10 protein-coding genes are annotated in these 13,745 nt (G+C 75.1%); 6 read left to right on the forward strand and 4 right to left on the reverse strand.

What is annotated here, in order from left to right; all coding sequences use genetic code 11:
* The first annotated feature begins 2 nt into the window (after positions 1-2).
* Positions 3-3,635, forward strand: a complete 3,633-nt coding sequence (metH, locus tag JOE68_RS29085; protein ID WP_307819967.1) for a methionine synthase — start codon at positions 3-5, stop codon at positions 3,633-3,635.
* A 46-nt stretch (positions 3,636-3,681) separates the two neighbouring features.
* Here the strand turns inward: metH and JOE68_RS29090 are convergent, their stop codons facing one another.
* Positions 3,682-4,335 carry a response regulator gene (locus tag JOE68_RS29090; protein WP_204845566.1) on the reverse strand — a complete coding sequence of 218 codons (654 nt, stop codon included), beginning with the start codon at positions 4,333-4,335 and terminating at the stop codon, positions 3,682-3,684.
* Positions 4,332-5,522 carry a sensor histidine kinase gene (locus JOE68_RS29095; RefSeq protein ID WP_204845567.1) on the reverse strand — a complete coding sequence of 397 codons (1,191 nt, stop codon included), beginning with the start codon at positions 5,520-5,522 and terminating at the stop codon, positions 4,332-4,334. Before JOE68_RS29095 ends, JOE68_RS29090 begins: the two co-directional genes overlap by 4 nt.
* Positions 5,523-6,115: 593 nt before the next feature.
* On the opposite strand from JOE68_RS29095, the gene JOE68_RS29100 reads away from it, so the two are divergent.
* Complete coding sequence (locus JOE68_RS29100) at positions 6,116-6,910, forward strand: FkbM family methyltransferase (protein ID WP_204845568.1); 795 nt, start codon at positions 6,116-6,118, stop codon at positions 6,908-6,910.
* A gap of 43 nt (positions 6,911-6,953) precedes the next feature.
* Positions 6,954-7,811, forward strand: a complete 858-nt coding sequence (locus JOE68_RS29105) for an alpha/beta fold hydrolase (protein ID WP_307819968.1) — start codon at positions 6,954-6,956, stop codon at positions 7,809-7,811.
* Between the two features lie 138 nt (positions 7,812-7,949).
* Here JOE68_RS29105 and JOE68_RS29110 read toward each other — a convergent pair whose 3' ends face one another.
* Positions 7,950-8,480 carry a hypothetical protein gene (locus JOE68_RS29110; protein WP_204845569.1) on the reverse strand — a complete coding sequence of 177 codons (531 nt, stop codon included), beginning with the start codon at positions 8,478-8,480 and terminating at the stop codon, positions 7,950-7,952.
* 240 nt (positions 8,481-8,720) lie between these two features.
* On the opposite strand from JOE68_RS29110, the gene JOE68_RS29120 reads away from it, so the two are divergent.
* From JOE68_RS29120 to JOE68_RS29130, 3 genes are all read left to right on the forward strand, one after another.
* Positions 8,721-9,269 carry a CAP domain-containing protein gene (locus tag JOE68_RS29120; RefSeq protein ID WP_239562388.1) on the forward strand — a complete coding sequence of 183 codons (549 nt, stop codon included), beginning with the start codon at positions 8,721-8,723 and terminating at the stop codon, positions 9,267-9,269.
* Positions 9,270-9,638: 369 nt separating this feature from the next.
* Positions 9,639-10,172, forward strand: a complete 534-nt coding sequence (locus JOE68_RS29125; protein ID WP_204845572.1) for a hypothetical protein — start codon at positions 9,639-9,641, stop codon at positions 10,170-10,172.
* 174 nt (positions 10,173-10,346) lie between these two features.
* Entirely contained in the window at positions 10,347-11,546 is a 1,200-nt protein-coding gene (locus JOE68_RS29130; protein WP_307819970.1) for a serine hydrolase domain-containing protein, read from the forward strand.
* Between the two features lie 100 nt (positions 11,547-11,646).
* Here JOE68_RS29130 and JOE68_RS29135 read toward each other — a convergent pair whose 3' ends face one another.
* Complete coding sequence (locus JOE68_RS29135) at positions 11,647-13,404, reverse strand: M28 family peptidase (RefSeq protein WP_204845573.1); 1,758 nt, start codon at positions 13,402-13,404, stop codon at positions 11,647-11,649.
* Positions 13,405-13,745: the final 341 nt, after the last annotated feature.

Genomic DNA, 13,745 nt, shown 5'->3' on the forward strand with positions numbered 1-13,745 from the left:
GGGTGGGCACCGTCCCCGAACGAGACGACGACACCGCCGGGCGACCGGGCGACGCGCTGCGCGAGGTGCTCGACCGGCGGATAGCCGTGCTCGACGGCGCGTGGGGGACGATGCTCCAGTCGGCGGGCCTCGGCCCGGCCGACTACCGCGACGCCACCCTCGCCGACCACCCGCGCGACCTCACCGGCGACCCGGACCTGCTGAACCTGACCCGCCCGGACGTGGTGCTCGACGTGCACCGGCGCTACCTGGCCGCGGGCGCCGACATCACCACCACCAACACCTTCACGGCCACCGGCATCGGCCAGGCCGACTACGGCCTGCAGCCGCTGGTCCGCGAGATGAACCTGCAGGGGGCGCGGCTGGCGCGGCAGGCGGCCGACGAGGCGGGCGGCCGGTTCGTCGCGGGCTCGGTCGGGCCGCTCAACGTCACCCTGTCGCTGTCGCCGCGGGTGGAGGACCCGGCGTACCGGGCGGTGTCGTTCGACCAGGTCCGCGACACCTACGCCGAGCAGATCGCGGCCCTCGCCGAGGGCGGGGTCGACCTGCTGCTCGTCGAGACGGTCTTCGACACGCTCAACGCCAAGGCGGCCCTCGCCGCCGCCGCGGAGGTCGCGCCGCACCTGCCGCTGTGGATCTCGGTGACGGTCGTGGACCTGAGCGGGCGCACCCTGTGCGGCCAGACCGTCGAGGCGTTCTGGACCTCGGTGGCGCACGCCGACCCGCTGGTGGTCGGGGTGAACTGCTCGCTGGGCGCGGCGGAGCTGCGCCCGCACGTCGCGGAGCTGTCCCGACTGGCGGGCGCGTACACGGCCTGCCACCCCAACGCCGGGCTGCCCAACGCCTTCGGCGGCTACGACGAGACGCCCGAGCGGACCTCGGCGCTGCTGCGCGGGTTCGCCGACGAGGGCCTGGTCAACGTGGTCGGCGGGTGCTGCGGCACCACCCCGGAGCACGTGGCGCGCATCGCCGCGGCCGTGGCGGGCGCGGCGCCCAGGCCGGTGCCGCCGGCGCGGCGGACCACCCGGTTCAGCGGCCTGGAACCGTTCGAGGTCGGTCCCGACACCGGGTTCGTGGTGATCGGCGAGCGCACCAACGTGACCGGCTCGGCGCGGTTCCGCCGGCTGATCGAGGCCGGCGACCACCAGGCGGCCGTGGCCGTCGCGGTCGACCAGGTGCGCGGCGGGGCCAACCTGCTCGACGTCAACATGGACGCCGACCTGCTCGACGGCGAGCGGGCGATGACCACGTTCCTGAACCTGCTGGCCACCGAGCCGGAGGTCGCCCGCGTCCCGATCGTGGTCGACAGCTCGCGGTGGAGCGTGCTGGAGGCGGGGCTCAAGTGCGTGCAGGGCAAGGCGGTGGTCAACTCGATCAGCCTCAAGGAGGGCGAGGGGCCCTTCCTGGAGCAGGCCCGCCGGATCCGCGCGCACGGGGCGGGCGTGGTCGTCATGGCCTTCGACGAGCGGGGCCAGGCCGACACCGCGCAGCGCAAGGTGGAGATCTGCGCCCGCGCCTACGACCTGCTGACCGAGCGCGTCGGGTTCCCCGCCGAGGACGTCGTGTTCGACCCCAACGTGCTGGCGGTGGCCACCGGGATCGAGGAGCACAACGGCTACGCCAAGGCGTTCCTCGACGCCCTGCCGCTGATCCGGCGGCGCTGCCCCGGCGCGCACGTCTCGGGCGGCATCTCCAACCTGTCGTTCGCCTTCCGCGGCAACGACGTCGTGCGCGAGGCCATGCACTCGGCGTTCCTGTTCCACGCCGTGCCCGCCGGGCTCGACATGGGCATCGTCAACGCGGGCCAGCTCGCCGTCTACGACGACATCCCGGCCGACCTGCTGGAGCTGGTCGAGGACGTGCTGTTCGACCGGCGGCCCGACGCCACCGACCGGCTGGTCGCCTTCGCGGGGACGGTGACCGGGAAGGGCGCCCGCCGGGAGGTCGACCTGGCCTGGCGGGACGCCCCGGTCCGGGAGCGGCTGGCGCACGCGCTGGTGCACGGCGTCGTCGACTTCGTCGAGGCCGACACCGAGGAGGCGCGGCTGGCGGCGGACCGGCCGCTGGAGGTGATCGAGGGCCCGCTGATGGACGGCATGAAGGTCGTCGGCGACCTGTTCGGGTCGGGCCGGATGTTCCTGCCCCAGGTGGTCAAGAGCGCCCGGGTGATGAAGCGCGCCGTGACCTACCTCGAACCGTTCATGGAGGCGGAGCGGCGGACCACGGGCGCCGACGCCGCCGGACCGCACCGCGCCGGCAAGGTGGTGCTGGCCACGGTGAAGGGGGACGTGCACGACATCGGCAAGAACATCGTGGGCGTCGTCCTGGGCTGCAACAACTACGAGGTCGTGGACCTCGGCGTCATGGTCCCCGCCGCGGTCGTCCTCGACACGGCGATCGCCGAGGGCGCCGACGCGGTGGGGCTCTCCGGGCTGATCACCCCGTCGCTGGACGAAATGGTGTCGGTGGCGGCGGAGATGCAGCGCCGCGGGATGGACCTGCCGCTGCTCATCGGCGGCGCGACCACCTCGCGCCAGCACACGGCGGTGCGGATCGCGCCGGAGTACCGGGGCACGACCGTGCACGTGCTCGACGCCTCGCGGGTCACCGGCGTCGTCGCCGAGCTGCTCGACCCGGCCCGCGCCGGCGCCCTGGCCGCGAGCACCCGCGCGGAGCAGGAGCGCCTGCGGGAGGAGCACGCCGGCAAGCAGCGCCGGCCGCTGCTGAGCCTGGCCCGGGCCCGCGCCAACGCCGAGCGCGTGTCCTTCGCGGACCTGCCGACCCCGGAGTTCAAGGGCCTGCGCACCGTCCGGCCCGAGCTGTCCGAGCTGCGGGAGCTGATCGACTGGCAGTTCCTGTTCCTCGCCTGGGACCTGAGGGGCAAGTACCCGAAGATCCTGGAGGACCCGGTCGCCCGCGAGCTGTTCGACGACGCCAACGCCCTGCTCGACCGGATCGTCGCCGACGGGTCGCTGCGCGCCGCCGGCGTGCTCGGCTTCTGGCCCGCCCGCGCCGACGGCGACGACCTCGTGCTCGACGTCGACGCGGGCGACCTGCGGCTGCCCCTGCTGCGCCAGCAGACGGTCAAGCCCGAGGGGAGGGCGAACCGCTGCCTGTCGGACTACCTGGCGCCCGCCGGCGACCACCTCGGCGGGTTCGCCGTGGCCGTCCACGGGGCCGAGGAGCTGGCCGCGCGCTACGAGGCCGAGCAGGACGACTACGGCGCCATCATGGTCAAGGCCCTCGCCGACCGCCTGGCCGAGGCTTTCGCCGAGCACGTCCACCTGCTGGCCCGGCGCGCGTGGTTCGAGCCGGACGCCGACCCCGACGTCCGCGACCTGCACGCCGAGCGGTTCCGCGGCATCCGGCCGGCCTTCGGCTACCCGGCGCTGCCCGACCACGCGCACAAGCGGGCGCTGTTCGACCTGCTCGACGCGGGCCGCCTGGGGATGGGCCTCACCGAGTCCTTCGCGATGACGCCGGCGGCGAGCGTCAACGGCCTGGTGTTCGGCAACCCGGCGGCGCGCTACTTCACCGTGGGGCGCATCGGCCGCGACCAGCTCGCCGACTACGCCGAGCGCTGCGGCATCACCCTCGACCAGGCCGAGCGGCGCCTGCGCCCCAACCTGGGGTGAGCGGGCGCCCCGCGCCCGGCCGCCGGTCCCGCCGCCCGGCCGCCGGCTACCGGCCGCGGGCCAGGCCGGTCTCGTAGGCCAGCACCACCGCCTGGACGCGGTCGCGGAGCCCGAGCTTGCCGAGGATCCGGCCGACGTGGGTCTTCACCGTCTCCTCCGCGATGGACAGCCGGTCGGCGACCTCCGCGTTGGACAGGCCCTTGGCGACCTGGCGCAGCACCTCGGTCTCGCGCGGCGTCAGGCCGGACAGCTCGCGGGGCCGGGCGGACGGGGCGGGCGCCTGCTGCGCGAAGCGCTCGATCAGCCTGCCGGTGACCCGCGGCGCGAGCAGGGCGTGCCCCTCGGCCACCACGCGGACCGCGGTGATCAGCTCCTCGGCGCGGGCGTCCTTGAGCAGGAAGCCGCAGGCCCCCGACCGCAGCGCCTCGTACACGTACTCGTCGAGGTCGAACGTGGTCAGGACCAGCACCTTCGGCGGGTCCGGGTCGCCCATCAGGGCGCGGGTCGCGGCCAGGCCGTCCACCACCGGCAGGCGGATGTCCATCAGGACCACGTCCGGCTTCTCCCGGCGGCACAGGGCCACGGCGTGCTCGCCGTCGCCGGCCGCGCCGACGACCGCCATGTCGGGCTGCCTGTCCAGCAGCGCGCCGAACCCCTCCCGGACCATCGCCTGGTCGTCCACGACGACAACCCGGATCATGCGCCCCCTCCGCGGTCGGGGATCACCGCGTCGACGACGAAGTGACCGGCCCCGTCGGGCCCCGCCGCGAACCTACCGCCCAGCAGGTCCACCCGTTCCCGCATCCCCGAGATGCCCTGCCCCGGCGCGCCCGCGCCGCCGCGCAGCCGGTTGCGCACGCGGACCCGCACCGCGTCGCCGTCGCGGGTCACGCTCACGTGCAGCGGCTCGCCGGCGGCGTGCTTCAGCGCGTTGCTCAGGCTCTCCTGCACGATGCGGTAGACCGACAGCGCCCGCGGCGGCTCCAGCCGGCGCAGCCGGGCGTCGAACTCGAAGTCCACCGGCGTGCCGACCCGGCGGACCGACTCCACCAGCGCCGCGACCTGCTCGGGCGTCGGCCGCGGGTCGCGCTCGGCCGCCTCGTCGCCGCGCAGCGCGCCGAGCAGGCCGCGCATCTCGTCCAGCGCCAGCCGCGCCTTGTCGGCCAGTTCGCGGAACTGCTCGGCCACCGGCGGCGGCAGGCCGTCGAGCCGGTACGGCGCGGTCTCGGCCTGCACGGCCAGCACGGACATGTGGTGCGCCACCACGTCGTGCAGCTCGCGGGCGATCCTGGTGCGCTCCTCCCGCGCGGCCGGCGCCCGCGCGATCTCCTCCCGCGCGGCCCGCGACCCGCCGAGCAGCACGGCCGTCACCACGGCCAGGACCAGCACCTCCGGCCTGCCCACCCCGGTCGGCAGCGCCGCGGCGAGGGTCGCCGCCGCGACGGCCGCCGCCACCGACCGGCTCCGGGTGAGCCCCACCCCGTAGAGCACGGCGAGCAGGGCGAACTGCCCCGGCGTGAACAGGCTCCCGGTGGAGGTCCCGACCGCCCGCTCGATCAGGTGCGCGCCGCCGCAGGCCACCAGCAGCGCCGCCCACGCCACCACCGGGCGCCGCCGCCACCACAGCACCGGGGCGCTCTGGCTCGCGGCCAGGGCGAGACCCGCCGCGACCCGGCCCGCCGCGGGCCAGCCGTCGGGCAGGACGCGGAACGCGAACGCCCACGCGGCCAGGGCGAACAGCAGCGCCGCGGCGACCGGCGCGCCGAGCCCGGCGCGCCGGCCCCCGGACCGCCCGCCGAATCCGCTGCCGCGCCGGCCCTCGAACCGACCGCCGCGCAGGCGCGCCGGCCGACCGCCGCGCAGGTCGCTGACCCGGTGTCGTCGCATCCGCCCCGCCCGCCCCCTCTGAGGCCGGGGCACATCCTCCCGCACCAGCCGCGCCACCGTCAGGCCGGCCGGCGGGCGCACCGGGGCAACCTCGCACGGTCACGGTCACGGGTCACGGTCGCGGGTCACGGGTCGCGCGGGTGGCGGGTCGCGCGGGTCGCGTGCTCAGGGCTGCCCCGCCCGGCGGGCGGGCATCCCGGTCCACGTCACGACGGCGGCGAACACCGCGCACATCCCGCAGAGGGCGCCGGCGCGGCGGGTCGCCGGAAGTGCCCGGGGCGGGGTAGCGGCGTCGGCGACCCTTCCCGGTGGCCGGGCGCGCCCTGCCGGGAGGCGCGCGCCGGCTCGGACCGGTTCCGCCCGCCTGCCCAGGAGTTGTCCGCGCGCCACGTCACCGAGCAGAGCCAGGGCGGGGTAGCTCTGCGGAGCTACACCACCCGCGACCGTCCCCCGTGGGTGCTCCCGGCGGATCCGCCTGTCGGAGGACGTGTCGCCCGCCGCGCCTGCGTAGGTTTTCCCCGGCCGGGTTCTCGGCCGACACCCCTTCCCGAAACGCCCCCCACCCGACCCGACTCCGGAAGCAGGACACCCCGATGCCGCTCGTCCCGACGCCCCGCCGCGTGCTGCCCCGACTGCGCGACCGGGTGGTGAGCGACGCCGTCCGCGGCCTCGCCCGCGCCGGCCGGTGGGTCGAGCCGGAGCTGCGCGGCCTGCGCGGGCTGGTCCGGCGCGGCGACGTCTGCCTGGACGTCGGCGCGGCGCTGGGCCTCTACACCGCGGAGCTGTCCCGGCTGGTCGGCCCGACCGGCGTCGTGCACAGCGCCGAGCCGCTGCCGTTCGCGCACGTCGCGCCCTCGCGGCTGCTGGGCCTGCGGTCCCTGCCCAACGTGCGGTGGCACCGGCTCGCCCTGGCCGCGCGCAGCGGCCCGCTGACCATGAGCGTGCCGCTGCGCAACGGCCGGTTCGTCACCGGGCGGTCCTTCCTCACCGCGGGCGCGGACGGCCTGGGCTCGAACGCGGAGTTCGAGGACCAGGCCGAGGTCTTGGTGGAGGCCCTGACCCTGGACGGGTTCTGCGACCGGTTCGGCGTCGACCGCGTCGACTTCGTCAAGGCCGACGTGGAGGGCGCCGAGTTCGACGTGCTGCTCGGCGGCTCCCGCCTGCTGGAGCGCTGCGCCCCGACGCTCCTGCTGGAGGTCGAGGAACGCCACCTGGGCCGGTTCCACCGCTCGCCGGGGACCGTCCGGGACTGGCTCGCCGAGCGCGGCTACCGCATGTGGGCCTGGGGCGGCTCGGCCTGGCGGGAAACCCGCGAGGTGGTCGGCAGCCGGCGGAACTACCTGTTCAGCCGGGGCGTGCCCGGTCGGCGCCCGCAGGGCCGCGGGTGAGCCGGTGTACCGTCGTGCCGGTTGATCGACTTCGGGGGGTGCCGTGGCGGAGCGCATCGTGCGGGCGGGGACGGTCCGGCTGTGGAGCGAGGACCGGGGAGAGCCGGGCGCGGCGCCGGTCCTGCTGGTCATGGGAGCCGGCGCCGCGGCGCCCGGCTGGCCGGACGAATTCGTCGAGCTGCTGGTCGAGGGCGGGTGCCGGGTCATCCGGTACGACCACCGCGACACCGGCAGGTCCACGGCGGTCCCCGCGGCGGAAGCCGACTACGACTTGGGCGACCTCGCCCGGGACGCCGTGGCGGTGCTCGACGCCCACGGCGTCGACCGGGCGCACGTGGTGGGCATGTCGATGGGCGGGCTCATCGGCCAGCTGCTGGCCGTCGACCACGCCGACCGCCTGCGCTCCCTGACGCTCACCCACACCGGGGCGCTGGACATGGGCACCACGGACGAGAACCCGGCGGTCGGCCCCGAACGCCTCACGCGGGTGATCGCCCTGGCCGAACCGGGCGCCACCGAGGAAGCCGAGCTGGAGCGCCGCGTCGCGCTGTGGCGGGAGCTGCACGGCGACGCGCTGCCGTTCGACCCGGCGGAGTACCTGCGGCTGGAGCGGCGCGTCATCGCGCACGCCGGCACGTTCCTGCCGTCCACCGGGCACATCCGGCTGGCGTCCACCCCGCTGCCGCGCGGAGCGGACGACCTGCGCACGGCGACCACGCCCACGCTGGTCGTCCAGGGCGGGCAGGACCCGTTCTTCCCGCTGGGCCACGGCCGCCACCTGGCCGGGCTGCTGCCCGACGCGCGGCTGCTGGAGATCCCCGAGCTGGGCCACGCCCTGCCGGCCGTCGTGCACCGCAGGGTCGCCGACGCGATCCTCGACCACCTCCGCCGCCACCCCTGACCGTCGCGGTCGGGCCGTCGTGCCCCGGACCGTCGTGCCCCGGACCGGCGTGCCGGTTCCGGGGCAGCGACCCCGCTGTCCCGGACGCCGCGCGGGGGTGGTTCGCGTGTCGCCCACCCCACCCACCCCGCCCAGCTCTCACCCGACCCCGCTCCGCCGGCGGACCCAGTGGCGGGTCGCGGGGAGCACGAGCAGGGCGAGGGCTGCTGCGGAGCCCGCGAAACCGAGCGGTACCGCGGCCAGGTCGGCGATCCGGACGAACGCGGGCGTGACAGCGGGGTCGAAGTAGGCGCTCAGGTCGTCCGGGTCGAGCGCGGCGCGATCCCGCCAGCCCACCCCCGGCAGCGCGATGGCGGTGAACAGCACGTGCGGCGCCAGCACCGCGAGCGCGGTGACGTGGCCCGAGCGCCTGCCGCGCAGGAGGAGGTGGACCGCGACGCAGAGCAGGGCGGTGCTCAGGCCCGTGACGACGAGCGAGAACCCCGAGAGCCAGTCGCCGACCACCACGGCCGACGCGCTGTCGAAGGCGTCCCGCTTGGTCCTGGCGAGCGCGAAGACCTCGTCCTCGTGCTCGAACGCGTAGAAGACCGTTGTCGCGTCGAGCACGAACCCGGCCACGAGCAGGAGCACGGCGAACGGCACGGCCTTCACGGCCCGGGGCGGTGGCATGGTCGTCACCTTAGGCGCTCCCGGCCGGAGCCGGCCGCGGTTCGGCGGTTCGAGTCCACTGTGGATTGACGGGGAACCGGGGGACGCGCTGCCGTCCCGGGGAACCCGCCTCGCACAGGGGCTTACCCAGAAAACAGGAACGTATTCCACGCGATACCTGACCCGGTGAAAGCATTCCCGCGTCGTTCCCCCGGCGATTCGACGGGTATCCGAACCGCACATCGGACGAGTGGAGCCATCATGGAACACTATGACGAGTCGACGCGCATTCGGTCCTCCGGCAAGGGGGACCGGTCCTCCCGACGACGAGCGCTGGCGGCAGCAGCGGCGGCGGTCGCGCTGGCGGGCGCCGGGGTCGGTGTGCTCGAACAGCCGGGTGTGGCACAGCCCTCCGACCGGACGACCGCGACGGCGGAGCGCGTCGTGGAACTGGTCAACGCCGAGCGGGCCAAGGTGGGGTGCGCGGCGGTGACCGTGGACAGCCAGGCGCAGGCCGCCGCCCAGGCCCACGCCGACGACATGGCCGCCCGCAACTACTACGACCACAACAGCCCGGAGGGCGCGGACGCCGGCGACCGCCTCAACGCCGCCGGGTACACCTGGCAGAAGTGGGCCGAGAACATCCACAAAGGACCGTCGGCCCCCGAGCAGGCCATGCGGGACTGGATGAACAGCGACGGCCACCGCGCCAACATCCTCGACTGCGGCCTGCACGACCTCGGTGTGGGCGTGAACTCGAGCGCCAACGGGCCGTGGTGGGTCCAGGTGTTCGCCACCAAGCGCGGCTGACACCACGTCGTCCCCGGCGGCGCTGCCGCGAGCAGCGCCGCCGACGCCGCGTTCCGCGCCGGAACCCCCGGCGAATTCGTCCCGCGACCCGGACCGGCCGACGATTCGGCGAACCCGAACCCGAACCCGAACCCGAACCCGGGCCGAACCCGAACCCGAGCCCCGAACAGCTTGACGACAATGGCCGGCAAAGCGATTCCGGACCTGCCACGACCAATGCGCGCAATGCGCCCGACAATGGCTGCGGGCCCGCGGGTCGTCGAAAGTGCCCGGCCGCGGGGCCGGGGCCCGCACGACCGGTGCGGGCGCGTCGACCTCGAACGGGCGGGGCCGGTGAGTAGGTGGCGGGGACCGGGTACCCGTGGCGGCATGATGACACGCGCGTTGTGGCAGGGCCTGGTCGCGGGAACGGCCGGGGTGCTGGTGATGACCCTGGGGGAGAAGGTGGAGCAGCGCCTGACCGGACGCCCCGACTCGCACGTCCCGGCACGGGTCCTGCAACGGCTCACCGGGATGCGGGAGCGGGCCGGGCGTCAGCCCAGGTCGGTGAACCTGGCGATGCACTACGGGCAGGGCGCCCTGCTGGGCGTGCTGCGCTCGGTCATGGCGCACGCCGGGCTGCGGGGGCCGTGGGCCTCGGCGAAGTTCGCCGTGGTCCGGCTGACCAACGACCAGATCCTGGAGAACGCGACCGGAGTCGGCGCGCCGCCGCCGACCTGGCCCCGCGGCGAGCTGGCGGTCGACCTGCTGCACAAGACCGTCTACGCCTTCGCCACCGGCCTCGTGGCCGACGCCCTGGCCGCCCGGTCCGGTCCGGGGCCGGGGCAGCGCCACGCCGCGGTGCGCCCCGGCCGCCACTCCGGCGTGGGCCCGCTGCCCCGCGGGCAGGCCGCCACCCGGTGACCGGGGGCGCGGGCTCCCGCGCCCCGGTCGACGCCTCGTGACGGGCGCCGCCCGCGGTGGCGGTCACCCGCCGTGCGGTCGTCGGTCCTCGGGTGGAGTCACCGGTACCCCCGGAGGGGTGCTCTTGGCCGCCCTTCAGGGCGACGGCCGCGGACTTCGGGTTTCATACCCCCCGTGGGCACGAGACGAATTTCCGCGATGACGACGGCCCTCTGCCTGGCGGTGGCCGGCCCCGCCGGCGTCCCGGTCGGCGCGGCGGTCGCCGCGCCGGAGACCTCGGAGCTGTCCCGCACGGTGCAGCGCGACGCCGACGCGCTGCTCGCGCAGGGCGTGCCGGGCGTGCTGGTCGGCGTGGACGCGCGACGGGGCGATTTCACGGTGCGCAGCGGGCACGGCGACCTGGACGCGAAGACGCCCGTGCCGTGGAACGCGCACTTCCGGATCGGCAGCTTCACCAAGGCGTTCGTGGCCACGACCGTGCTGCAGCTCGTGGGTGAGCGGCGACTGTCCCTTGAGGACACGGTGGACCGGTGGCTGCCCGGGGTGGTGGCGGGCAACGGCAACGACGGGCGCGCCATCACCATCCGGCAGCTGCTGCAGCACACCAGCGGGCTGCACGACTACGCGAGGGAGCTGCCGTTCCTGTCCACGCGGGAGGGCTTCCTGAAGTCCCGGTTCGACACGGTCACCGCCGCCGAGGCCGTGCGGCTGGGGGTGTCCAAGCCGCCGACGTTCGCGCCGGGCGCGGGCTGGTCGTACTCCAACACCGGTTACGCCCTGGTCGGGATGGTGATCGAGCGCGTGACCGGGCGGACGTGGCAGCAGGAGGTGACCGCGCGCGTCATCCGCCCGCTGGGCCTGGGCAACACCCACGCGCCCTACACGTCGCCCCACATCCCCGGCCCGCACGCCAAGGGCTACGACCGGTTCCCCGAGGGCGACGCGGCCGACCCGGAGTGGGGGCCGCGGGTGGACGTGACGCTGCAGAACCCGTCGTGGGGAGGCGCGGCCGGCGCGATGACCGGCACGGTGGACGACGGCAACCGGTTCCTGCGGGCGCTGCTGGGCGGGCGGGTGCTGCGGCCGGACCTGCTGGCGGAGATGAAGCGGACGGTGCGCGCGCCGCAGTTCGACGACGCCTGGCCGGGCGCGCGGTACGGCCTGGGCATCATGTGGACCCCGAACTCCTGCGGCGGGGCGTGGTCGCACGGCGGCACCATCCACGGCTACCTGACCCGCAACGGCGTGACCGACGACGGCGACCGCAGCGTGGTGGTGTCGATGAACACCCGCACCCCCGTGCCGACCGACGGCAGCCCGCCGGCGGAGAAGGACCCCTCGACCGCCCTGATCGACCACGCGCTCTGCGGCTGAGCCGAGCGAGCCGAGCGAGCCGAGCAGCGGGGGACCGGGACGAGGGGCGGCTGCCGGCTCGGTGAGCCGGCAGCCGCCCGTTCGGCGTCGCGCCCGGGGGTCAGCAGGCCCCCAGGTCCTGCCAGACGGCCCACGAGCCGGGCGCGCCCGGCTCGGCGCCGACGGAGTACCACTTGGACTGCCACTTGTGACCGTTGTGCGACACCACGTCGTTCGGCACGTAGGACGCCGCCTCGCCCCACGCCGCCACGCCGTCGCAGCCGCCCGGACCACCACCCCCGGTGACGGTCAGGGAGTACGTGGCCGTGCGCGTCACCGCGCCGGAGCCGACGACGGTGATCGAGTAGGTGCCGTTGGCGGCCGACGCGGCGACCGAGACGGTCGCCGTCGACGAGGAGCCGGACTGGACGGTCGCGGGGCTGAACGTCACGGTGACGCCGCTGGGCAGGCCGGTCGCCGAGAGGGTCACGTTCTGCGGTGACCCGGACGTCGTCGTGGTGTTCACCGTGAACGCGCCCGAGGTGCCCACCCCGATCGACCCGGAGGCCGGGCTCAGCGCCAGCGAGAAGTCGTTGTCCGGGGCGTCGGCGGTGACGGTCAGCGCGTACGTCGCCGTGCGGGCCACCGAACCCGTGCCCCTCACGCTGATCGACGACGTGCCACCCGCCGCCGACGGGCTGACCGAGACCGTCGCCACCGACGAGGAGCCGGACTGGACGGTCGCGGGGTTGAACGTCACGGTGACGCCGCTGGGCAGGCCGGTCGCCGAGAGGGCCACGTTCTGGGGAGACCCGGACGTGGTCGTGGTGTTCACCGTGAACGTGCCGGAGCCGCCCGCCGGGATCGTGCCGGAGGCCGGGCTCACCGCGAGCGAGAAGTCGGCGGCCGGGCTGTCGTTGACCGCCTGCTTCCAGATCGTGTGGGCGATGCCGTCCGAGGCCCGGTCCAGCGCCGTGGCGTTGATGTTGCTGGTCGTGTCGCACCTGTTGTGGTAGCACGGGTCGTAGGCCGTCCCGGCCGTGCCGCCCCACTTGGACGCCTGCGCGTTGGTCTTGCGGTACGAAGCGCCCGTGGCGTAACCCGACGACGGGATGCCCGCCCGCTGGAACGAGGCGTCGTCCGAACGGCCCGCGCCCTCGGTGTTCTCCTCCGGCGACAGGCCCAGCGACGTCCAGTACTCCCGCAGCGGCGCCGCCGCCGCGGTGTTGATGTTGTTGATGAAGTAGCCCGCGTTGCGGGACGCCACCATGTCGAAGTTGTAGTACGCCTTGATCGCCGACCTCTGCGCGGAGGTCAGCTGGCTGACGTAGTAGGCGGACCCGTTGAGGCCCTGCTCTTCGTCGGTCCACCAGGCGAACCGGACGTGCTTGGTCATCGTCGGCTTGCGCGCGGCCAGTTGGAGGGCGTTCTCCAGCAGGGCGGCCGAGCCCGAGGCGTTGTCGTTGATGCCGGGGCCCGCCGTCACGCCGTCCAGGTGCGCGCCGAACATGATGGTCTGGTTGGTGTCACCGCCCGGCCAGTCCGCGATCAGGTTGTTCGACACGTAGGTGCAGGTCGTGCACCGCTGCTCGACCACGGTGTAACCGGCCGCCTGGAGCTTGCCCTTGACGTAGGCGACCGACTGGGTGTAGCCGCCGCTGCCGGCGCGCCGGTGACCGCCGTTGCTCGTGGCGATGCTCTGGAACTGCGACAGGTGGGCCTGCACCGCGGCCACGTCGACGTCGGGCGGCGCGAGCGCCGTCGTGGTCGACGTCGTGCCGGGCTGCCGTTCCTCGGCCGCCGCCGCGGCCCCGGCGGGCGCGGTGACCCAGGCGAGGGTCGCCAGGGCGACCGCCGCACCCAGGACTCTGTGTTTCATCCGATGCTCCTCGTGAGGCAGGGAAAGGCCGACCGCGTCCGCCCTCGCAGGAATTGGCGGCCTGGTCGGGACGCGGTCGAACCAGCGAAGCGTCGCACCCGGGCGGTGCGCGGTGGTAGGTGCTTCCGGTCGGTACCGCCGGCGGCGTTTCCCGGCCACACTTCAGGGTTGCCCCGCGCACCGGCCCCACCGGGCGCCCCTGCCGGCACCGACCCCGCGCAGCCGTTCCCGCGGAGAGCGGGTCCTGCGGAGCCGGTCCCGCGGAGCCGGTCCCACAGGGAGCCGGTCCCGCGGCGGTGGTCGACGCGGCGGTGACCGACGGGCGGGCGCGCCGCGGGCGG

The sequence above is a fragment of the Saccharothrix algeriensis genome (assembly GCF_016907655.1).
Taxonomy (GTDB): domain Bacteria; phylum Actinomycetota; class Actinomycetes; order Mycobacteriales; family Pseudonocardiaceae; genus Actinosynnema; species Actinosynnema algeriense.

What these genes read in the sequence shown, in the direction of transcription:
- JOE68_RS29095 (WP_204845567.1), bottom strand. Translation starts at nt 5,522, where the DNA reads ATGCGACGACACCGGGTCAGCGACCTGCGCGGCGGTCGGCCGGCGCGC.
- JOE68_RS29110 (WP_204845569.1), bottom strand. Translation starts at nt 8,480, where the DNA reads ATGCCACCGCCCCGGGCCGTGAAGGCCGTGCCGTTCGCCGTGCTCCTG.
- JOE68_RS29120 (WP_239562388.1), top strand. Translation starts at nt 8,721, where the DNA reads ATGGAACACTATGACGAGTCGACGCGCATTCGGTCCTCCGGCAAGGGG.
- JOE68_RS29090 (WP_204845566.1), bottom strand. Translation starts at nt 4,335, where the DNA reads ATGATCCGGGTTGTCGTCGTGGACGACCAGGCGATGGTCCGGGAGGGG.
- JOE68_RS29135 (WP_204845573.1), bottom strand. Translation starts at nt 13,404, where the DNA reads ATGAAACACAGAGTCCTGGGTGCGGCGGTCGCCCTGGCGACCCTCGCC.
- JOE68_RS29125 (WP_204845572.1), top strand. Translation starts at nt 9,639, where the DNA reads ATGATGACACGCGCGTTGTGGCAGGGCCTGGTCGCGGGAACGGCCGGG.
- JOE68_RS29100 (WP_204845568.1), top strand. Translation starts at nt 6,116, where the DNA reads ATGCCGCTCGTCCCGACGCCCCGCCGCGTGCTGCCCCGACTGCGCGAC.